This window comes from Treponema berlinense, from assembly GCF_052273165.1.
Classification (GTDB): domain Bacteria; phylum Spirochaetota; class Spirochaetia; order Treponematales; family Treponemataceae; genus Treponema_D; species Treponema_D berlinense_A.
In genome coordinates this window covers 179,113-198,313 of the sequence record NZ_DAVZIU010000001.1, presented here as the reverse complement: position 1 = coordinate 198,313, position 19,201 = coordinate 179,113, and the positions used below count along the sequence as shown (strand labels likewise).

The window sequence follows — 19,201 nt, the reverse complement described above, 5'->3', positions numbered from 1 at the left end:
AAAACTCTATTTTATAATTATCAATTAAATCAGAATTTTAAGGTTTCTTTTTTCACTTTTCATATTATAATTAGTGTCAGTCGATTTTACTTTTCGAGGTTTAGTCATGAATAAAAAATCAATTGCTTTTTTAACCCGCTCATTAATTGATGCAACTGGTCGCAATATGCACAAAGGCATCATAACAGGCTGCAAAAAAGATAAAATCCCTTTATTCACTTTTCGCGGACCAATATTAAACAAAGGTGAAGGTTCTATTATCTATCACCTGCTGACTGATGATTCAGTATCAGGCATCATTTCCTGGGCTTCGTCCGATGTAGACAAGAAAACCACCGATTTTTATAAAAGATTTCAAAAAACACCACTTGTCTGCATGACCTTTCAGGTCGAAGGCAAGCCTAGCATCGTCACAGACTGCAAAACAGGTCTTATTGAACTTATGGATCACCTTGTCGATGTACATCACTTTACAAAAATCGCATTTATACGAGGTCCAGAAACCCATATCTACGCAAAAGAACGTTACGAAGGTTATCTCGAAGGATTAAAAAAACACGGAATTCAGGCAAATCCCACATTGATTTCCGAATGTGGTGGCTGGGCAATTGCTGACGGCGAAAAAGCGCTCAGCAACTGGCTCAACAAAGGCCTAAAACCAGGAAAAGACTTTGATGCGATTATTGCTGTCGGAGATAACGTTGCAATCGGAGCCCAGGAAGAACTCATCCGTCAAGGCTATTCCGTTCCTCACGACGTTGCAGTCTGCGGTTTTAATGGAACAGACGACGCTGCTTGGTCAAATCCACCAATCACTTCTGTCGAAATGCCATTCTACAAACAGGGACTTCAGGGCTACAAAACACTCTCCGCCATATTGCAAAATAAAGAATACTCCAACCTCTTCAGATACAAAACTCGTCTTATTTTAGGCGAATCTTGCGGTTGTACTTCAACTTCCGTAAATCAGGCCGCCTTCGAAACTTCAATTGATTTGTCGGCTTCACAGGAGAAAAAACTTTTAAAAAAGGCTCAAAAAGAAAGTTTCCTTTTTGGCGAAAGTTTAATCTCAGAAAACTTCTCCAGTTCAGAATGGAAAAATGAACTTTCACAAAAAATTTTGCAGACAGTTCAAAACGATTTCTACACAAAAGAAGAAATAACCATTTTCTTTACAAATTTTGTGCCAAAACTTGTAGAATCCTTTTCAAACGATATTCTCAGCAAAGAACCTGGCGCATTATTAAAAACCGTCACAATCGGCTTGAATAATTTTGAAAAAATCTCTAAAAATTTCAACGTCTGGCAGGACATAATCTCGACAATACGAAGCTCCGCACTTTTAACAATGAATTGCCAATGCAAAATTTACAAAAAGTGCGAAAATCTTTTCCAGCAAGTACGCGTACTCATAAGCGAATTTGACTGCCGCACTCAAAAGCAGGAAAATCTTCTTGCAAGCCGAAAAGAATCAGTTCTCCGCCAAATCAGCACAGACATTCTTTCATGCTCGAATTTGGATAAACTGTTCGAAATCATTACAAAGGCTCTTCCAAAAATTGACATTTCAAGTTGTTACCTTGCGCTTTATAACGACTGTCATTACACCGAAGAAAATCAGGAAATTCCACAGACAAGCCAATTAGTGCTTGCAATAAAAAAAGGCGAACGAATTTCTCTTCCAGAAGGAGGACTTACGTTCAAAACAACAGAAATCATTCCAAATTCAATCAACAATTCCGACGAATATGCAATCTACGAAGTAGAATCTCTTAACATCCAGAATACATATTTTGGTTATATTGTTTTTGAATCAGAAACTGCAAGCGGAATCACATACGCAACTCTCCGGGAACAAATTTCCTGCGCAATTTCAAGTTCTAACTTGCTCGAAGAACGCACAAAAAGTCAGAATCTGCTCCAAACAACAATGCAGGTTATGTCAGACAAAGCCGATGTTGTTTCAAACCAATCAGAATCCATCACTTCAAACATAACAAATATTTCAACCTCAATGGATTCAGTCGTTGGCAACATTAAAGACATTTCTGGAAATATTACAAACGTTGCCGACACTGTAACTTCTGCCAACCAAATGATAACAGATGCCGACAAATCAATAAAAACGCTCGTTCACATTACCGAAGAAATTACGCACGCAATCGACCTTATCAACGACATTGCAGAAAAAACAAACGTCCTAGCCCTCAATGCAGCAATCGAAGCAGCCCACGCTGGAGACGCAGGACGAGGTTTCAGCGTAGTAGCAAAAGAAGTAAAGGCACTTGCAGCACAGACAGTTTCTTCAACTTCAAAAATTCAGGAACTCGTAAAAAAGAACAATCTGAGCACAAAACAGGCAGAAGAAGTCATCAATTCAACCAACAAAGCAATCAAAACAATTGCCAGCCTTTCAGAAAACATAAAAGACTCAATAAACGAGCAGGTTCAGTCGTCTACAGAAATATCAAATCGCCTGCAAGACGCTTCAACTGGAGTTGAACAGATTTCAAGCGCAATTGCAGAAATTGCAAAACTCGGTTTAAAATTAAAAAAATAATTTTTTTTAGTGGACGCCACAACTTCTTTTCTTATCGGCTCTCCGTGGTTCGGTAACCCTCAGTCCTTCGGACTGGCTTTGCCACCACTATGAGCCGGGCTCATTTGCTTTCTAACCATACATCCTAGCATCATTTTAAATTTCAATTTTATTCAACAAAAAAAATTGAAAATGTCTTTAAAAAAATAAAGCCGCCCTTACAAAAAACGAAGGACGGCGTAGACAGGAACAAACTTATAAAATAAATTATGCCTGTGCTTCTGCAGGAGCATCAGATGAAGCATCAGCAGGTTTTGCTTTTCTTGCTTCTACTCTTGCAATGTTTTTTAACGCAGCGTTACAGTATTTGCATACTTTAACTGTTGCACCATCAATTTCCTTTTCATAAAGGATTTTGATATTTTCTTTTCCACAGCGTGCACATTTGCCACGTCCGTGGTTTACTTCGTTACGGATACCAGTTCCGCGATGTGCTTTAGACATAAGTTAACTCCTTATTTTGCTTCTTCAGCAGCAGGAGCTGCTTTTGCAGTCTTAGCTTTAGCTGGTGCTTTTTTTGCAGCTGGCTTTTTAGCAGGTTTTTCAGAAGCATCTGCTTTTTTTGCAGACTTTTCTTTAGATTCTTCAGTTGGAAGTTTATAATCAACCAATTCAAGAATTACCATGTCTGCAGCGTCGCCCTGACGGAAACCAATCTTAAGGATACGAGTGTAACCACCCTTGCGATCCTTCATTCTTGGACCAAGTTCAGTGAAGAGTTTGTTCAAGATTTTTTCATCCTGAATAAACTTTGCGGCAATACGACGGTTGTGAACTGTATCAACCTTGCTGCGTGTAATCAATTTTTCAGCAGCCTTACGAACTTCTTTAGCTTTTGCACTAGTAGTTGTAATGCGTTCAAATCTGAAAAGTGAAGTTACCATGTTGCGCGACATAGCACGACGATGTGCAGTTGTGCGCGAAAGCGGATTAAAACCATTCTTATGATTCATTGGATTCTTCCTTTTGCTTTGGATTTGCCAAATTTACATTCTTAAGATGACTGTAATCTGTCATTCCAAGTGTAAGTCCCCATTCAAGGAGTTTTTCTTTAATTTCAGTAAGAGATTTCTTACCAAAGTTTCTTGTCTTGGCGATGTCATCTTCTGTCTTTCTTGTCAATTCTCCGATTGTGCGGATATTGGCATTTTTAAGACAGTTTGAAGAACGAACAGAAAGTTCAAGTTCTTCAACTGGAGTATTAAGCAATGAACGAATTCTTTCATCACCTTCATCCATATCATCTGAGCCAGAAACATCACTGTCATTAAAATTTACAAAAATTGAGAAATGATCTTTAGCAATCTTTGCAGCTTCAGCAAGTGCATCTTCTGGAGAAATTGTTCCATCAGACCAAATTTCAAGAACCAGTTTATCGTAGTCGTTTCTTTCACCAACACGGCAAGGTTCAATTGCATATTTTACCTTGCGAACTGGAGAGAAAATTGCATCCATTGGAATGGTGCCAACTACTTCAACATAGTTGCTGTTTACTTCAGCAGGAATATAACCTCTGCCCAAGTCAACCTGAATTTCAATGCTAAGGTTTGCACCTTCCATCATTGTGAATACAGGAACATCTTTAGAAAGCACTTCAAGCTGACCTTCTTTTTCAAAGTCATTGCTTGTTACTTTTCCAGGTCCTTTGAACTCAAAAAGGAGAGTATCCTGTTCTGCATCGTTTGGAAGCTTAAAACGAATCATTTTCAAGCTGTTCAAAATCTCAAGAGTATCTTCCGAAACGTTTGCAATTGAGTCAAATTCACTCTGAATTACACGAGGAACGCCCTCAGCATCAAATGAAGTAATCCGTACAGATGTTACTGCATATCCCTGAATAGAAGAAAGAAGTACACGTCTAAGAGTATTTCCAATCGTTGTACCAAAACCTGGTTCAAATGGATAAGCAATAAATTTTCCGTAATTTGGATTTGTTTCGAGATGTTCAAATGTAATACCTTTTGGTTTTTTGAAACCTTTCAAGAGGTTTTTACGTGCCATCTGAACTCCTTTTATTTACGCTCAACAATGAGCCTGCAATAATGACAAATCAAAAGACTGTCATTTTTCATACTTTTTTACCGGAAATCCGGTCAAAACCTAACTATTACTGACCTTAAACATAAAAAAACAATAAAAATGGACATTACTAGAACATCCATTCTCATCATTTATTTTACATACGGCGAGTTTTGCGTGGACGACATCCATTATGTGGGATTGGAGTAACATCAGAAATTGATTTTACTTTAAGTCCCAAAGCACCAAGAGCACGAACTGCATTTTCGCGACCCATTCCTGGTCCTTTTACAAATACGTGAACTTCACGCAATCCGTAACTTACTGCTTTCTGAACAGCTGTTTCTGTAACTGTCTGTGCAGCAAATGGAGTAGATTTTTTTGCTCCACGGAATCCAAGTCCGCCTGAAGATGCCCATGAAAGAGCATTTCCATTCAAATCTGTAATTGTTACGATAGTATTGTTGAACGTAGCCTGGATATATACGTTTCCTTCGTATACGCTCTTCTTTTCCTTTCGTTTTTTTACGGTAGCCATTAGTTAAATCCTCCGTCCTATCAGACAGCCTTTTTCTTGTTAGCAACTGTCTTCTTCTTACCTTTGCGAGTACGTGAATTAGTACGTGTGCGCTGACCACGAACTGGCAAACCTTTGCGATGACGAAGACCACGATAGCAACCAATGTCCATAAGACGTTTAATGTTAAGACCGATTTCTGAGCGAAGATGTCCTTCAACCTTGTATTCTTCATCGATTACAGTGCGAAGTCTAGCCTGCTCATCCTGATCAAGATCATTCATCATCTTGGTAGGATCAATCTTTGTTTTTTCGCAAATCGCTTTTGCAGATGAACGACCGATACCGTAAATATAAGTCAATGCAACAACGACGTGTTTATTTGGGAGGTCAACTCCCGCAATTCGAGCCATCTGTTACTCCTCAACCCTGTCTCTGCTTATGTTTTGGGTTAGAACAAATAATGCGGATAATTCCGTTTCTTTTAATAACCTTGCACTTATCGCAGATGGGCTTTACGCTGGTTCGTACTTTCATAAAAGTCCCCCTAGGGAAAGCATGATATTAACCCGAATCATGGCAATTCGCAATGAATTACAATTCGGGTTATCTAATATACCACAAATTCCCTTTGTTGTTCTATAGAAATTCTATAATTTTTTTTAAATTTTACAAATTTCTTGAACGTAATTTACCCTTCTTAACAAGCCCCTCTGAGTGGTGCATTTTAAGAAGCGCTTCAACCTGACTCATTGTATCAAGGTCAACGCCTACCAAGATTAACAAAGAAGTGCCACCCATCAACATAGCAATTGACTGTGGGAACTTAAATGCAATCTGAATAATTGTCGGCAATACTGCGATTGCAGCAAGATAAATTGAACCAGGCAACACGAGACGGTTTAAAACCTTCTGCATGTATTCTTCTGTTTTGTCAGTACGGATTCCTGGAATAGAACCACCGTTTTCTCTGATATTTTTTGCGATTTCTGTGGGGTTCAGGGTTACCTGTGTGTAGAAGTATGCAAAGAAAATAATCAAAAGTACCAACAATACATTATATGTAATTCCAGTTGGCTGCAGTATATAAGAGAGTTTTGAAACCCAAGTTGCTGAAGCCTTGCTGGCACCAATACTTGAAACAATCTGAAGCGGGAAAGTTAAGAACGATGATGCAAAAATTACAGGAATAACTCCCGACGGATTGATCTTGAATGGAATATAAGTACTCTGTCCACCGTACATTTTCCGTCCAACTACGCGTTTAGCATAGTGTACAGGGATTTTACGTTCGCCGGACTGTTCATAAACTACAAGTGCAATAATTCCGAAGAACATCAAAATTACTACGATAACTGCAACAGCATTGATTTCATTGCCGCGAACTTTCTGTATAAGTTCCATTACAGCATGTGGAAGACGAGCTACGATACCTGCGAAAATGAGAATCGAAATTCCATTTCCGATACCATGAGCCGTAATCTGATCACCAAGCCAAACAGTAATCATAGCACCTGTAGTAACAGTGAGCATTGCAAGCAGTCTGAATGCAACATTACTTTCAAGAACAATAGCTCCTGGAATACTGTTTGCATAAACCGTTACAGCAGCAGACTGAATCAAACATACAAAAATTGTGCCGATTCTTGTCCACGCTGCAAATTTGCGCTGACCACCATCTTCCTGAACAATACGTTTAAGAGATGGAAAAATAATCAGCGCCAACTGCAAAATAATCTGTGTTGAAATGTAAGGCATAACACCAAGCATGAACACAGAGAAATTAGAGAATGCACCACCGGCAAAAAAGTCCATGTAACTTGCAAATGCGTTTTCACCACTCTTTGCAAGATTGTTGAAGTATTCAACGAGTACTCCAGCATTAATTCCAGGAATTGTCAGCACGCATCCAAGACGGAATATTGCAAGAATAGCTAATGTAAAGAGCAGACGATTTCTCAACTCTTTAATTCTAAACATATTTACAATTGGATTGTTTGCCATGTGTGTCTCCGGTACTTATTTTAATTAGCTTTTGTTTCAGAAGCTTCTTTAACAGAACCACCAGCTTTTTCGATTTTAGCTTTTGCCGAAGCAGAAACCTTATCTACATCTACTGTAAGTTTTTTTGTTAAATCACCAGTACCAAGAATCTTTACCAAAGAATCTACTTTAGAAACAAGACCTTTAGCAACAAGAGTTTCCTTGTTTACTGATTCGCCATCTGAATATTTTTCTTCAAGAAGAGAAATATTTACAACTGAATATTCTTTCTTGAATGGGTAGTTAGAGAAACCACGGTGTGCAATGCGACGGTAAAGAGGCATCTGTCCGCCTTCAAAACCTACGTATGTTTTTCCACCAGAGCGAGACTGCTGTCCCTTGTTTCCCTTTCCTGCAGTTGTTCCACGACCTGAAGAAGAACCGCGGCCAACAATGCGCTTTTTCTTATTAGCACCCTGTGGTGCACTCAATACGAAATCAGACATTATTTTACTTCCTCGACTGTAATCAGGTGTGATACAGCTTCAGCCATTCCAAGAACAGCTGGAGTTGCTTCCAATGTGTTTGAAGAGTTAATCTTTTTAAGACCAAGACTGCGAACTGTTGCAACCTTAGCTGGTTTCTGTCCAATTGTACTTTTTACAAGTGTTACCTTGATTTTCTTAGCCATGATTAACCCCACATTTCCTGCAGAGATTTACCTCTGTTTGATGCAACAACTTTTGCGTCCATAAGACTTTCAAGAGCTTCAAATGTTGCACGAACTACATTGATTGGACTTGAAGAGCCCAATGACTTAGAAATTACGTCTGTTGCACCAATTGAATCCATGATTGCACGAACTGGACCACCTGCGATGATTCCAGTACCGGCACAAGCTGGCTTCAAAAGAATTGATGAACTCTTGTATTTTCCAAGAACATCGTGTGGAAGAGTACCATTTTTTACTGGAACAGTAATAAGATTTCTCTTTGCACGATCAATACTCTTTCTAATAGCTTCAGATACATCATTAGCTTTGCCAAATCCATATCCTACGCGACCTTTTCCATCGCCTACAACTGTGAGAGCTGAGAATGACATACGGCGTCCACCTTTTACGGTTTTAGCAGTACGATTCAGTCTAACAAGTTTTTCAACGAATTCTTTCTGTTCTCTTTCTTTTTCGAACTTGTTCTGGCGTTCCATTAGACTCTCCTAGAAAATGATACCTGCTTTGCGGGTTCCATCTGCGAGTGCCTTTACAACACCATGATACAGATATCCGTTGCGGTCAAAAACTACAGTTGTAATTTTTTTGTCCTGAAGACGTTTTCCAAATGCTTCACCAAGTTTTGCTGCACCTTCAACAGTTGCTTTCAAGTCAGCAAATTCTTTTTCCAAAGTAGAAATAGAAGCAAGTGTTACACCTTCGTCATCATCAATTACCTGAGCGTAAAGGTTACAGTTGCTACGTGTTACTGTTAAGCGTGGGCGAGCAGCTGTTCCGTAAACTGACTTACGGATATGAACCTTACGATGAAGGCGCTTTCTTGCTTTATCATTAAGTTTCTTAAACATACGCTACACCTTATTTTACGCCAGTCTTTCCGACTTTGCGTCTGATAACTTCGTCACTGTAACGAATTCCCTTTCCCTTGTAAGGTTCTGGGAGACGAAGTTTGCGGATCTGTGAAGCAAATTCACCAACCAGCTGCTTGTCAATACCAGCAATAGTAACTTTACCATTAGCATCTGCTGTAACAGTAAGACCATCTGGGATTATTGCGATAAAGTCAGAAGAAAAACCAAGGTTCATTACAAGATTTTTTCCCTGAACTTCAGCACGATAACCAACACCAGTGATAATCAAAGATTTTGAGAATCCCTGAGTAACACCAGTAACCATATTATGAACCAATGCACGGTAAAGACCGTGTGCTGCGCCAGCAGCTTTTGATTCATCAACTGGCGAAACAGTAAGTTCTCCGTCTTTAACTTCGAACTTTACTTTATCATTTACATGCTGTTTAAGTTCACCTTTTGGTCCCTTTACAACAATTTCTCCAGCATTAACTGTAACTGTAACTCCTGCAGGAATAGCAACAGGAAGTTTACCGATTTTTGACATCTCTTCCTCCTATTACCAAACTTTGCAAACGAGTTCGCCACCAACCATTTTTTCACTTGCTTTCTTTCCAGTTGTTACACCAGAAGAAGTTGAAACGATCAGTGTACCGTATCCATTAAGAACACGTGGCAACTCTTTATAGCCAGAATAAATACGACGTCCTGGAGTTGAAATCTTTTCAATTCCGTGAATAACCGGCGCATTTGCTTCATCATACTTCAAGAAAATACGGATGATAGAATGACCTTCTTCCTGAACTTTCTTAAAATTCTTAATATAACCTTCTGTTTTAAGGATCTTAACAATTTCAAGCTTAAGTTTAGATGTAGAAACATCTACTTTTTCGTGGCGAGCCTGAACAGCATTACGAACCTTAGTGAGCATGTCTGCTATTGGGTCTGATGTACTCATTTTCTTTCTCCTCCACTACCAACTTGATTTTGTTACGCCTGGCAAAAGGCCTTCACTTGCTAACTTGCGGAAACAAATACGGCAAACTTTGAATTTGCGCAAATAACCGCGTGGACGACCACAAATCTGACATCTGTTATAGCGACGAGTGCTATATTTAGGTGTGCGATCTGCTTTGATAACCATTGATTTCTTAGCCATTGTTCCTCACCTACTTTCTGAAAGGCATATTGAACTTGGTAAGCAATGCACGAGCTTCAGCATCTGTGCGAGCGCTTGTTACAATCGAGATGTTCATACCAGCAATCTTTACGATTTTGTCGAAGTCGATTTCTGGGAAGATAATCTGTTCTGTAATACCAAGAGAGAAGTTTCCGTGTCCATCAAAACCTGTTGCTTTGATTCCGCGGAAATCCTTTACACGAGGTAATGCAACATTGATAAGGCGGTCCAAAAATTCATACATAATGTTACCGCGCAATGTTACCATTACACCAACTTCATTGCCCTCACGAAGTTTAAAGTTAGCAATACTCTTTCTAGCCTTCGTCTTAACAGCATGCTGTCCAGTAATCTGAGTTAAATCAGCTACTGCGGCATCAAGGAGTTTCTTGTTAGTGAGAGCTTCGCCAACACCCATGCTTACTACTACTTTTTTAATAGCAGGAATCTGCATTACGGATGTATAACCGAGTTCTTTGAAGAGCTCAGGAGCGATAGTGTCCTTATAGACTTTCTTAAGCCGTGGTACGTACTTATCCATTACAGTGCTTCTCCACACTTACGGCAAACACGAGTTTTCTTGTCGCCGTCAATTTTGAATCCAATTTTAGTTGGACCGCATTTTTTACATACGATCGCAACGTTTGAAATGTTAAGTGGAGCTTCGATTTCTGCGATTCCACCCTGATCCTGCTGACTACGTTTTCTCATTGCTTTTTTAACCATGTTAATTCCAGATACAATTACTGCATCTTTTTTAGCAATTACGCGAACAACAGCACCACGTTTGCCTTTGTCTTTTCCAGCGATTACCTGTACGGTATCGTCTTTACGGATCTTAAGTTTCTTTTCCATATTGATTCTCCTTACAGTACTTCTGGAGCGAGTGATACGATCTTCATGAAGTCCATATCACGGAGCTCACGTGCAACAGGTCCAAAAATACGTTTTCCTTTTGGATTTCCATCAGCATCAACGATAACGCAAGCATTGTCATCAAAGCGAATGTAAGTTCCATCTGGACGACGGTATTCTTTTGAAACACGAACGATTACAGCTTTTTCAACTGTACCTTCTTTAATAGTAGAAGTAGGAATTGCTTCCTTGATTGCTACTACTACAATATCACCGATACTGGCATAACGGCGGTGTGTACCACCGAGAACCTTGATAACCTGAGCAACTTTTGCTCCGGAGTTATCGGCAACAGTCAATTTTGATTGCATCTGTAGCATTTTATAACTCCTTTAGCTTATTTTGCTCTTTCGATGATTTCTGCAAGTCTCCAGCACTTATCTTTGCTGATTGGACTGCATTCAATGATGCGAACTGTGTCACCAATGTGAGCTTCGTTCTTTTCATCATGTGCCTTACACTTTTTTGTCTGTGTAACGTATTTCTTATAGAGAGGGTTCATTCTCTTCGTATCGATTGAAACAACAATGGTTTTTTCCATTTTGTCGCTTGTTACGATACCTACGAACGAACGTTTTGCTCCCTTTTTAGTCTGAACTTCCTGTTCTGCCACGGGTTAGCTCCTACTTAGTCTGTCCGGCAAGTTCTTTTGCACGGATGAGCGTATTAAGAGTCGCAATCTGGCGACGCATAGTACGCTTCTGCATTGGGTTATCAACATGGCCGATTACCATTTGGAAACGGAGATCCATGTATTTCTGTTTCATGTCGTTACGTTCAGCTACCAATTCAGCGTAAGACATTTCTTTTACATTCTTTTTCTTTGAATTAGCCATATCTTACTCCTTAGTCGATAGTTGGTTTGTATGCAATTTTTGTTCTGATTGGAAGTTTGTCTGCAGCAAGCTTAAGAGCCTGTTCTGCAAGTTTAATATCAATTCCACCAACTTCAAACAAAATTACACCAGGTTTAATGTTTGCAGCCCAAAATTCTGGAGAACCTTTTCCCTTACCCATGCGGACTTCCGATGGTTTTTTGGTAATTGGTTTATCCGGGAATATACGAAGCCAAACATTTCCTTTACGTTCAAGCTTACGGTTAATAGCAACACGAGCAGCTTCAATATGACGAGCCTGAAGCCAAACTGGTTCGAGAGCTACAAGAGCAATCTGGCCAAAGTCAATATTGTTAGCACGTGTGGCATTTCCTTTTACTTTACCGCGCTGTACTTTACGGTGAATAACTCTTTTAGGACTAAGCATTTTATGTTACTCCTTTGAAGAATCTGCTGCGCGAGCAGGGCGTTTTGCTCTTGAGTCATTAGACTGAGAGCGATCACGATGAGGCTTGCGAACAATCTGTCCAGCATCTTCATTCTTTTCAATACCGTAGTTCATGCCGTTATAAACCCATACCTTTACGCCTATTTTTCCATAAGTTGTATGAGCTTCGTATGTAGCGTAATCAATGTCTGCACGGAGAGTGTGAAGAGGAACACGTCCTTCTTTATGTTCTTCCGAGCGTTTCATTTCTGCGCCACCAAGACGACCTGACAAACGGATCTTAATTCCCTGTGCTCCACCTTTCATTGCGTTAGAAGAAGCCTGCTTAAGAGCCTTGCGGAATGAACCACGTCCTGCAAGCTGGCGTCCAACGTTCTGTGCAATAAGAGAAGCGTTGATGTCAGCACGTTTTACTTCTTTGATCTTAATCTGAACTTTTTTAGAAGCAAACTGTGCCTGAATTTCAGCACTGATCTTTTCGATGTTAGCACCTTTTACACCAATAATTACACCTGGGCGTGCTGTGTGAATTACAATTGTAACACGCTGCGGGTGACGTACGATTTCGATTTCTGCAATATCTGCGTTCTGGCATTCAGGTAATTCTCTTACCAACTTGCGGATTTTAATATCCTCAAGAACCAAGTCTGCATAGTCGCGAGGACCAGCATACCAGCGAGACTGCCATGTCTTGTTAATTCCAAGACGCAAACCGATAGGATTTACTTTCTGACCCACTTTATTCCCCCGCCTTCTCGTCAACAATGACGGTGATATGGCACATACGTTTTAAGAGCTGATCAGCACGGCCGCGAGCACGGAACCAAACTCTCTTAAGTCTCGGACCTTCATCAATACGAATTTCCTTGATGTAGAGCATATCTTCATCGAGATTCTTGTTTGCATACAGAGCGTTAGCAACAGCTGATTTAAGTGTACCTTTAATCAACTCTGCACCTTTCTGTGGCATATTTTCAAGAACTGCCAAAGCTTCTGAGCATTTCTTCTGCTTAATTACATTAGCAACTGGACGAACCTTAGTTGGTGATGCAATCAGGAATTTTGTAGTGGCTACATAACCTTTTTTCTCTGCCATAGTATCCACCTTTATTTAGCACTCTTATCAGTGCCGCCATGTCCTTTAAATGTACGAGTTGGAGCAAATTCGCCGAGCTTATGGCCAACGAGATTTTCAGTAACATATACAGGAATCCATGACTTACCGTTGTAAACACTGATTGTGTTTCCAACCATTTCTGGAATGATTGTAGAGCAACGAGAATATGTTTTAATCATTTTCTTGTCTGACTCTTTATTCATTTCAATAACTTTCTTGTAAAGGCTCTTTTCAATAAAAGGTCCTTTCTTAACTGATCTTGACATTGTTAACTACTCCTACTACTTCTTACGGCGTGAAACAATGAAACGGTTAGAAGGCTTTCTCTTGTTGCGAGTCTTATAACCTCTACATGGCTGTCCCCAAGGTGTAACAGGCTGATGTCCTTTACCAGCACCTTCACCACCACCAAGCGGATGATCAACTGGGTTCATAGCCATACCGCGAACTGTTGGACGGATACCGAGCCAACGTCTGCGGCCAGCTTTACCAAGCTGAGTGTTCATACGTTCTTCATTACCAACAACGCCAATTGTTGCATAGCATTTTCCAAAAACACGGCGTGTTTCACCTGAAGGAAGGCGAATTACAACATATTCACCGTCTTTAGCAGCAACAAGAGCAGAAGCACCTGCTGAGCGGGCAAGCTGTCCACCACGACCAAGTGTCAATTCAATGTTGTGAACTGTAAAACCAACAGGAATTACTTCAAGTGGAAGTGCGTTTCCAACAGTTGGAACTGCGTTTTCACCAGACATAATTTTCTGTCCTACAGTAAGTCCTTTTGGAGCAATAATATAGCGTTTTTCGCCATCTGCATAATAAACCAAAGCAATGTTTGCGCTGCGGTTTGGATCGTATTCAATTGTTTTTACGGTTCCAGGAATTCCGTGCTTATTGCGTTTAAAATCAATTACGCGATACTTTCTTTTGTGTCCACCACCCTGATGACGTACAGAAATACGACCACCCTGACCGCGTCCACCATTTGACTTAAGACCTGATACCAGACTTTTTTCGGGTTTATCGGTTGTCAGTTCTTCTCTTACCAAATCGATGCGGGTACGAGTACCAGCAGTGTATGGTTTAAAAACTTTAAGAGCCATCTGGTTCCCCTTAATTTAGCGAAGGCTTAAACGCCCTCGAATACCTTAATTGTTTCTCCTGGAGCAAGACGAACAATTGCCTTTTTCCAGTCGGCAGTTTTTCCAGGTTTTCCACGAACCCTTTTAACTTTACCGAGAACATTTACAGTAGTAATTTTTACAACTGTAACATTGAAGAGTTTTGATACTGCTTCTTTAATCTGTGTTTTGTTAGCGTCTGGGGCTACTTTGAAAGTATACTTACCCTGTTCGCGCAAAGCTGTTGCTTTTTCAGACAGTACTGGCTCAATAAGAATATCAGTCATTATTTAGCCTCCCCTTCTTTATAGAATTCTGAAAGATTCTTAGCTGCCGATTCGAGCAAAATAACTTTTCTTCCGTAGAAGAGGTCATGTGCACGAAGACGGTTGAAAGACAAGAAGTAAACATTGTGGAGATTACGTCCAGCCTGTTTAATTTTTGCATCATCATCTTTAAGAATAACGACTGTGCGTTCATCCTTAGCAAAATTGTTAAGAACTTTCAACAAGTCTTTTGTTTTTCCGCTTTCAACAGTGAAATCTTCTACAACAGTAAGTCTGTCGCTCTGAGCCTGTAAGCTCAAGATTGATTTCATAGCAAGGCGCTTAACCTTTTTAGGGAGTTCAAAACCGAAATCACGTGGTTTTGGTCCAAAGATTGTACCACCGCCAACATTGATTGGAGATTTTTTATCACCACGACGAGCGTGACCTGTTCCCTTCTGTTTGTATGGTTTAGCATTTGATCCGTGTACTTCAGAACGAGTTTTTGTACAAGCTGTTCCAACACGTTTGTTTGCTAATTCGTTATTGATGGCATAGTAAATAACATCTTCATTAACTGGAAGTCCGAAAATGCTATCATCAAGCGTAATTGTGCGCAGTTCTTTACCATCGGTTGAAAAAACTTTCTTATCCATTTCTCATTTCCTCCGGATTACTTCTTTACTGCAGACTTGATGATAAGAGTGCAATCCTTAACTCCAGGAACAGCACCACGTACCATAATAACTTTAAGCTCAGGATCGATTTTTACAATCTTAAGATTCTGAACTGTTACACGCTCAAAACCCATGCGTCCTGGCATTTTTACATTTTTAAGGCTGTGTCCAGGTGTTGTACAATTTCCTGTACCACCTGCTTCGCGATGGAATTTAGAGCCGTGAGTTGCACGTCCACCATGGAAGCCCCAGCGTTTCATAACGCCCTGGAATCCCTTACCTTTTGAAGTTGCTGTAACATCGAGATAAGATGTTGATTCAAACAACTCAAGACCAATCTGATCGCCTACTTTAACTTCCTGTTCGAATTCTCTGAATTCTTTCAAATGACGTTTTGGCGATACATTTTCTGGAAACTGACCTTTATATGCTTTGTTGATTTTAGAGTCTTTTATATCTTCAAGACCAAGAACAACAGCATCGTAGCCATTTGCTTCCTTTGTTTTTGTAGCAACAACTGTATTCGGTTCTACATGGATCACGGTTACTGGTGTCAGTTCGCCGTTGCTGTCGAATACCTGTGTCATTCCTACTTTTTTTGCAATCAGACCTTTCATTCTGATAACTCCTAATAGGACTTTCGTCCATTGTTTTATTGGCCGCCAACCCAGATCCGGAGGGTCCGTACCTTAATCAACAGTAAAATTACTGTTTAATTTCTACAGCAACGCCTGCAGGAAGCTCAAGCTTCATCAATGATTCCATTACATCAGTTGATGGATTCAATATGTCAATAAGACGCTTGTGAGTTCTCATTTCGAACTGTTCACGTGACTTTTTATTTACGTGTGGTGAACGAAGAACTGTTACCTTACTGATTCTTGTCGGAAGCGGAATCGGGCCTGAAACCTTTGCGCCCGCTTTCTGAACAGCCTGCACGATAGCCTTAGCACTCTGATCGATCAGTTCAACATCAAATGCGCGAAGTCGAACACGAATCTTTCCATTAGCCATGAATTTAATCCTCCAAGATTTCAACTGGCCAGAACTGATTTCTCATCTGACCAGCCGACCATCTTAATACTACTCGATAATCTTTGTAACCTGTCCAGAAGCGATTGTATGACCGCCTTCACGGATAGCAAGCTTAAGACCTTCGTCCATAGCAACTGGGTGGATAAGTTCACCGATAACCTTAACGTTATCGCCTGGGTTTACCATTTCTACACCATCACCAAGAGTTACAGTACCTGTAATATCTGTTGTACGGAAGTAGAACTGTGGGCGGTAACCATTGCGGAATGAAGAGTGACGTCCACCTTCTTCTTTTGTCAAAACGTAAAGCTGAGCTTCGAATTTTGTGTGCGGGTGGATTGAACCCGGCTTTGCAAGAACCTGACCACGAACAACATCTTTCTTTTCGATACCGCGGAGAAGAACACCAACGTTATCACCAGGGATAGCCTGATCAAGAGTTTTCTGGAACATTTCGATACCAGTAATAGTTGTTGTAGCTGTCGGGTGAATACCTACAATTTCAGCAGGATCGTTCATGTTGATAACACCGCGCTCTACACGACCTGTTACTACTGTACCACGTCCAGAAATTGTGAATATGTCTTCAATAGGCATAAGGAACGGCTTATCTTCATCGCGAACAGGATCATCGAACCATGTATCCATAGCTGTAAGCAACTCTTCAATACATTTTGTGTTCTCAGGATTTTCCGGTTCATTCAAAGCCTTGAATGCAGAACCCTTGATGATTGGTGTATCTGCAGAGAAACCGTACTGCTGAATTGTATCTTTTACTTCTTCTTCAACAAGCATCAACATTTCTTCATCACCGTCGAGCTGGTCAACTTTGTTCAAGAATACGATAATCTTTGGTACACCTACCTGACGAGCAAGCAAAAGGTGTTCACGAGTCTGAGCCATAACACCATCAGAAGCAGCGATTACAAGAATAGCACCGTCCATCTGAGCAGCACCAGTAATCATGTTCTTAATGTAGTCGGCATGTCCAGGACAGTCGATGTGAGCATAGTGACGTTTGTCTGACTGATACTCAAGGTGACGTGTGTTGATTGTAATACCACGTTCTTTTTCCTCTGGAGCATTGTCGATTTCATCGTATCTCAAAAGCTTATCACCGTATTTTTTTGCACAATAAGTAGTGATAGCTGCAGAAAGTGTTGTCTTACCATGGTCTACGTGACCAATAGTACCAACGTTCATGTGAGGTTTAGTTCTAATGAACTTCTCCTTTGCCATGTTTTTTCTCCTTTGCCGAATTATTTTTCTTTTATCCGGCTTAAAAAAGATGATTTATGTGATGCACTTTAAGCCAGAATGGAACTATTTTCGTACAGAAAACAGCACATTCGCATACACACTATTTTATTTTTATCTGATTTATGAAAAGTTGTTACAAAAACCAATTCTCCATAATTTCGAAGAATCTTTCCGACACCACCTGTCATCATCAGATTAAAATCTAAATAATTAAGTCTGGCGTTCAGAATTACCGACAAACAAAGGATTGCCTGTCTCAGAAACCGCTAGACTTTGTTTCTAGGGCTACCCAGTCTGAAAATTGCAGAGCAATTAACTTTACGACTTAAGTCAGACTTAATAAAAAAAAAATTGAAGTCTGTCTGAAAAAATTCAAAGAACCCTTAATCTGAATACAGTCATTCAGATTGTTTTATATTTATATATTTTTTTGTAAATAATTTCAATACTTAAAAGCAAAATAATTTGATATTTTACATAAAATTAAGTAAAAAACAGAGTTTTATTTTAGATAATTTTAGACTAATAAAACAAATTGTCATTTTTCGTGGCAGAGATTGCAGGGGCGGCAAAGCCGTTCCGAAGGAATGACAACCCCGAAAAGCTCGGTTTTTGCGCAGCAAAAAGCCACCTAAATAAAAAAACCTGCCAGATTTAACCGACAGGTTTTTAATAAAAGAAAAAACTACCAGCGATAGTGAGCAAACGCTTTATTTGCTTCTGCCATCTTGTGTACGTCTTCCTTCTTTTTATATGCAGAACCAGTATTATTGAATGCATCAAAAAGTTCTGAAGCTAAAGTTTCTGCCATTCCGTGACCGCTTCTGCTGCGAGCTGCACCAATAATCCAGCGCATAGCCAAAGCTTCACGACGAGAATCTCTGATTTCCATCGGAACCTGATAAGTTGCACCACCAACACGGCGAGACTTTACTTCTACCAATGGCTTAACATTTTCAAGAGCCTTTGTGAATACCTCGAGAGGATCCTGATTTGTTTTTGCCTTAAGTTTGTCCATTGCTTCATAGACAATTTTTGTACAAGTCTGTTTTTTTCCGTCCAGCATCATGCGTGAAACAAATTTTGTTACAACAGGGCTGTTGTATTTTGAATCTGGCATAATAGGACGATTTACTGATTTCTTATGTCTTCCCATAGTAATTCTCCTTTAAATATTATGCCTTAGGTCTCTTAGCACCGTACTTAGAACGACCGCGTTTGCGTCCTTCTACGCCAAGAGTATCTTTTGTACCACGAATAATGTGATAGCGTACACCTGGAAGGTCCTTTACACGACCACCACGGATAAGAACAACTGAGTGTTCCTGCAAGTTATGTCCAATACCTGGAATATATGCAGTAACTTCAATTCCATTTGACAAACGAACACGAGCTACCTTGCGGAGAGCTGAGTTTGGTTTTTTCGGTGTAACAGTCATTACACGAGTGCAAACGCCACGTTTCTGCGGACAAGACTCAAGTGCGGGAGCTTTAGTCTGGTTTGCAAGTGTCTGTCTACCTTTACGAATCAACTGATTAATTGTAGGCATCGCCTAATCTCCTATTTGTATGCCGGTCAGCACCCCGGTCAAAATAAACAAACAAAACTACACTTTAAAAGTATAGGTATTCAATCTTACC

Annotated in this window: 32 protein-coding genes; 1 reads left to right on the top strand and 31 read right to left on the bottom strand. The window is 40.1% G+C overall.

Going from position 1 to position 19,201, the window contains the following annotated elements:
* The first annotated feature begins 106 nt into the window (after positions 1-106).
* Entirely contained in the window at positions 107-2,560 is a 2,454-nt protein-coding gene (locus ACT6XC_RS00955) for a methyl-accepting chemotaxis protein (RefSeq protein ID WP_443740495.1), read from the top strand.
* A 246-nt stretch (positions 2,561-2,806) separates the two neighbouring features.
* Here the strand turns inward: ACT6XC_RS00955 and ACT6XC_RS00950 are convergent, their stop codons facing one another.
* The 31 genes from ACT6XC_RS00950 to rpsL all read right to left on the bottom strand — a co-directional run bounded on the left by ACT6XC_RS00950 (position 2,807) and on the right by rpsL (position 19,110).
* Entirely contained in the window at positions 2,807-3,043 is a 237-nt protein-coding gene (locus ACT6XC_RS00950; RefSeq protein ID WP_443737646.1) for a hypothetical protein, read from the bottom strand.
* A gap of 11 nt (positions 3,044-3,054) precedes the next feature.
* On the bottom strand, positions 3,055-3,552 hold the full coding sequence (rplQ, locus tag ACT6XC_RS00945; RefSeq protein ID WP_443737647.1) for a 50S ribosomal protein L17: 498 nt from the start codon (positions 3,550-3,552) through the stop codon (positions 3,055-3,057).
* Positions 3,542-4,600, bottom strand: coding sequence for a DNA-directed RNA polymerase subunit alpha (locus ACT6XC_RS00940; RefSeq protein ID WP_273065906.1), 1,059 nt, complete (start codon positions 4,598-4,600; stop codon positions 3,542-3,544). Before ACT6XC_RS00940 ends, rplQ begins: the two co-directional genes overlap by 11 nt.
* A 175-nt stretch (positions 4,601-4,775) precedes the next feature.
* Complete coding sequence (gene rpsK / locus ACT6XC_RS00935) at positions 4,776-5,156, bottom strand: 30S ribosomal protein S11 (protein WP_078931326.1); 381 nt, start codon at positions 5,154-5,156, stop codon at positions 4,776-4,778.
* A gap of 20 nt (positions 5,157-5,176) precedes the next feature.
* Entirely contained in the window at positions 5,177-5,548 is a 372-nt protein-coding gene (gene rpsM / locus ACT6XC_RS00930; RefSeq protein WP_288516164.1) for a 30S ribosomal protein S13, read from the bottom strand.
* A gap of 10 nt (positions 5,549-5,558) precedes the next feature.
* On the bottom strand, positions 5,559-5,672 hold the full coding sequence (gene rpmJ, locus ACT6XC_RS00925; RefSeq protein ID WP_074641226.1) for a 50S ribosomal protein L36: 114 nt from the start codon (positions 5,670-5,672) through the stop codon (positions 5,559-5,561).
* 132 nt (positions 5,673-5,804) lie between these two features.
* Positions 5,805-7,139: a preprotein translocase subunit SecY gene (gene secY, locus ACT6XC_RS00920; protein WP_443737648.1), complete on the bottom strand. Its 1,335-nt coding sequence runs from the start codon at positions 7,137-7,139 to the stop codon at positions 5,805-5,807.
* 20 nt (positions 7,140-7,159) lie between these two features.
* Positions 7,160-7,624, bottom strand: a complete 465-nt coding sequence (gene rplO / locus ACT6XC_RS00915) for a 50S ribosomal protein L15 (RefSeq protein ID WP_443740494.1) — start codon at positions 7,622-7,624, stop codon at positions 7,160-7,162.
* Complete coding sequence (gene rpmD, locus ACT6XC_RS00910; RefSeq protein WP_078931322.1) at positions 7,624-7,809, bottom strand: 50S ribosomal protein L30; 186 nt, start codon at positions 7,807-7,809, stop codon at positions 7,624-7,626. The genes rplO and rpmD overlap by 1 nt, the downstream gene beginning before the upstream one ends.
* 2 nt (positions 7,810-7,811) lie before the next feature.
* On the bottom strand, positions 7,812-8,327 hold the full coding sequence (gene rpsE / locus ACT6XC_RS00905; protein ID WP_296017998.1) for a 30S ribosomal protein S5: 516 nt from the start codon (positions 8,325-8,327) through the stop codon (positions 7,812-7,814).
* Between the two features lie 9 nt (positions 8,328-8,336).
* Positions 8,337-8,699, bottom strand: coding sequence for a 50S ribosomal protein L18 (gene rplR, locus ACT6XC_RS00900; RefSeq protein WP_273065900.1), 363 nt, complete (start codon positions 8,697-8,699; stop codon positions 8,337-8,339).
* 10 nt (positions 8,700-8,709) lie between these two features.
* Positions 8,710-9,249, bottom strand: coding sequence for a 50S ribosomal protein L6 (rplF, locus tag ACT6XC_RS00895; protein WP_443740493.1), 540 nt, complete (start codon positions 9,247-9,249; stop codon positions 8,710-8,712).
* A gap of 12 nt (positions 9,250-9,261) precedes the next feature.
* Positions 9,262-9,660: a 30S ribosomal protein S8 gene (rpsH, locus tag ACT6XC_RS00890; protein ID WP_078931318.1), complete on the bottom strand. Its 399-nt coding sequence runs from the start codon at positions 9,658-9,660 to the stop codon at positions 9,262-9,264.
* Positions 9,661-9,675: 15 nt separating this feature from the next.
* On the bottom strand, positions 9,676-9,861 hold the full coding sequence (locus tag ACT6XC_RS00885; RefSeq protein ID WP_296017969.1) for a type Z 30S ribosomal protein S14: 186 nt from the start codon (positions 9,859-9,861) through the stop codon (positions 9,676-9,678).
* Between the two features lie 10 nt (positions 9,862-9,871).
* Positions 9,872-10,423: a 50S ribosomal protein L5 gene (gene rplE, locus ACT6XC_RS00880; protein WP_078931316.1), complete on the bottom strand. Its 552-nt coding sequence runs from the start codon at positions 10,421-10,423 to the stop codon at positions 9,872-9,874.
* On the bottom strand, positions 10,423-10,737 hold the full coding sequence (gene rplX, locus ACT6XC_RS00875) for a 50S ribosomal protein L24 (protein ID WP_078931315.1): 315 nt from the start codon (positions 10,735-10,737) through the stop codon (positions 10,423-10,425). The genes rplE and rplX overlap by 1 nt, the downstream gene beginning before the upstream one ends.
* Before the next feature lie 11 nt (positions 10,738-10,748).
* A complete protein-coding gene (rplN, locus tag ACT6XC_RS00870; RefSeq protein ID WP_443737652.1) occupies positions 10,749-11,117 on the bottom strand; it encodes a 50S ribosomal protein L14 in 369 nt (122 codons plus the stop codon).
* 17 nt (positions 11,118-11,134) lie between these two features.
* The gene (gene rpsQ, locus ACT6XC_RS00865; RefSeq protein ID WP_078931313.1) at positions 11,135-11,410 is read right to left on the bottom strand and encodes a 30S ribosomal protein S17; all 276 of its coding nucleotides are present in this window, start codon (positions 11,408-11,410) and stop codon (positions 11,135-11,137) included.
* Between the two features lie 10 nt (positions 11,411-11,420).
* Positions 11,421-11,633 (bottom strand): 50S ribosomal protein L29, encoded by a 213-nt coding sequence (gene rpmC, locus ACT6XC_RS00860; protein ID WP_078931312.1) that lies wholly within the window; start codon positions 11,631-11,633, stop codon positions 11,421-11,423.
* Between the two features lie 10 nt (positions 11,634-11,643).
* On the bottom strand, positions 11,644-12,060 hold the full coding sequence (rplP, locus tag ACT6XC_RS00855; protein ID WP_443740492.1) for a 50S ribosomal protein L16: 417 nt from the start codon (positions 12,058-12,060) through the stop codon (positions 11,644-11,646).
* Positions 12,061-12,066: 6 nt separating this feature from the next.
* Entirely contained in the window at positions 12,067-12,819 is a 753-nt protein-coding gene (gene rpsC, locus ACT6XC_RS00850) for a 30S ribosomal protein S3 (RefSeq protein ID WP_078931310.1), read from the bottom strand.
* A gap of 1 nt (position 12,820) precedes the next feature.
* Positions 12,821-13,177, bottom strand: a complete 357-nt coding sequence (gene rplV / locus ACT6XC_RS00845; protein WP_078931309.1) for a 50S ribosomal protein L22 — start codon at positions 13,175-13,177, stop codon at positions 12,821-12,823.
* Positions 13,178-13,188: 11 nt separating this feature from the next.
* A complete protein-coding gene (rpsS, locus tag ACT6XC_RS00840) occupies positions 13,189-13,464 on the bottom strand; it encodes a 30S ribosomal protein S19 (RefSeq protein ID WP_288516169.1) in 276 nt (91 codons plus the stop codon).
* Between the two features lie 15 nt (positions 13,465-13,479).
* Positions 13,480-14,304: a 50S ribosomal protein L2 gene (gene rplB, locus ACT6XC_RS00835; protein ID WP_443740491.1), complete on the bottom strand. Its 825-nt coding sequence runs from the start codon at positions 14,302-14,304 to the stop codon at positions 13,480-13,482.
* Positions 14,305-14,330: 26 nt separating this feature from the next.
* Positions 14,331-14,609: a 50S ribosomal protein L23 gene (locus ACT6XC_RS00830; protein ID WP_078931306.1), complete on the bottom strand. Its 279-nt coding sequence runs from the start codon at positions 14,607-14,609 to the stop codon at positions 14,331-14,333.
* The gene (gene rplD, locus ACT6XC_RS00825) at positions 14,609-15,244 is read right to left on the bottom strand and encodes a 50S ribosomal protein L4 (RefSeq protein ID WP_288516173.1); all 636 of its coding nucleotides are present in this window, start codon (positions 15,242-15,244) and stop codon (positions 14,609-14,611) included. Before rplD ends, ACT6XC_RS00830 begins: the two co-directional genes overlap by 1 nt.
* A gap of 17 nt (positions 15,245-15,261) precedes the next feature.
* A complete protein-coding gene (gene rplC / locus ACT6XC_RS00820; RefSeq protein ID WP_443737654.1) occupies positions 15,262-15,882 on the bottom strand; it encodes a 50S ribosomal protein L3 in 621 nt (206 codons plus the stop codon).
* An 88-nt stretch (positions 15,883-15,970) separates the two neighbouring features.
* Positions 15,971-16,279, bottom strand: coding sequence for a 30S ribosomal protein S10 (gene rpsJ, locus ACT6XC_RS00815; protein WP_178749382.1), 309 nt, complete (start codon positions 16,277-16,279; stop codon positions 15,971-15,973).
* Between the two features lie 69 nt (positions 16,280-16,348).
* Positions 16,349-17,539, bottom strand: a complete 1,191-nt coding sequence (tuf, locus tag ACT6XC_RS00810) for an elongation factor Tu (RefSeq protein ID WP_443740490.1) — start codon at positions 17,537-17,539, stop codon at positions 16,349-16,351.
* 706 nt (positions 17,540-18,245) lie between these two features.
* A complete protein-coding gene (gene rpsG / locus ACT6XC_RS00805) occupies positions 18,246-18,716 on the bottom strand; it encodes a 30S ribosomal protein S7 (RefSeq protein WP_443737656.1) in 471 nt (156 codons plus the stop codon).
* A gap of 19 nt (positions 18,717-18,735) precedes the next feature.
* Complete coding sequence (gene rpsL / locus ACT6XC_RS00800) at positions 18,736-19,110, bottom strand: 30S ribosomal protein S12 (protein WP_078931299.1); 375 nt, start codon at positions 19,108-19,110, stop codon at positions 18,736-18,738.
* Positions 19,111-19,201 lie beyond the last annotated feature (91 nt).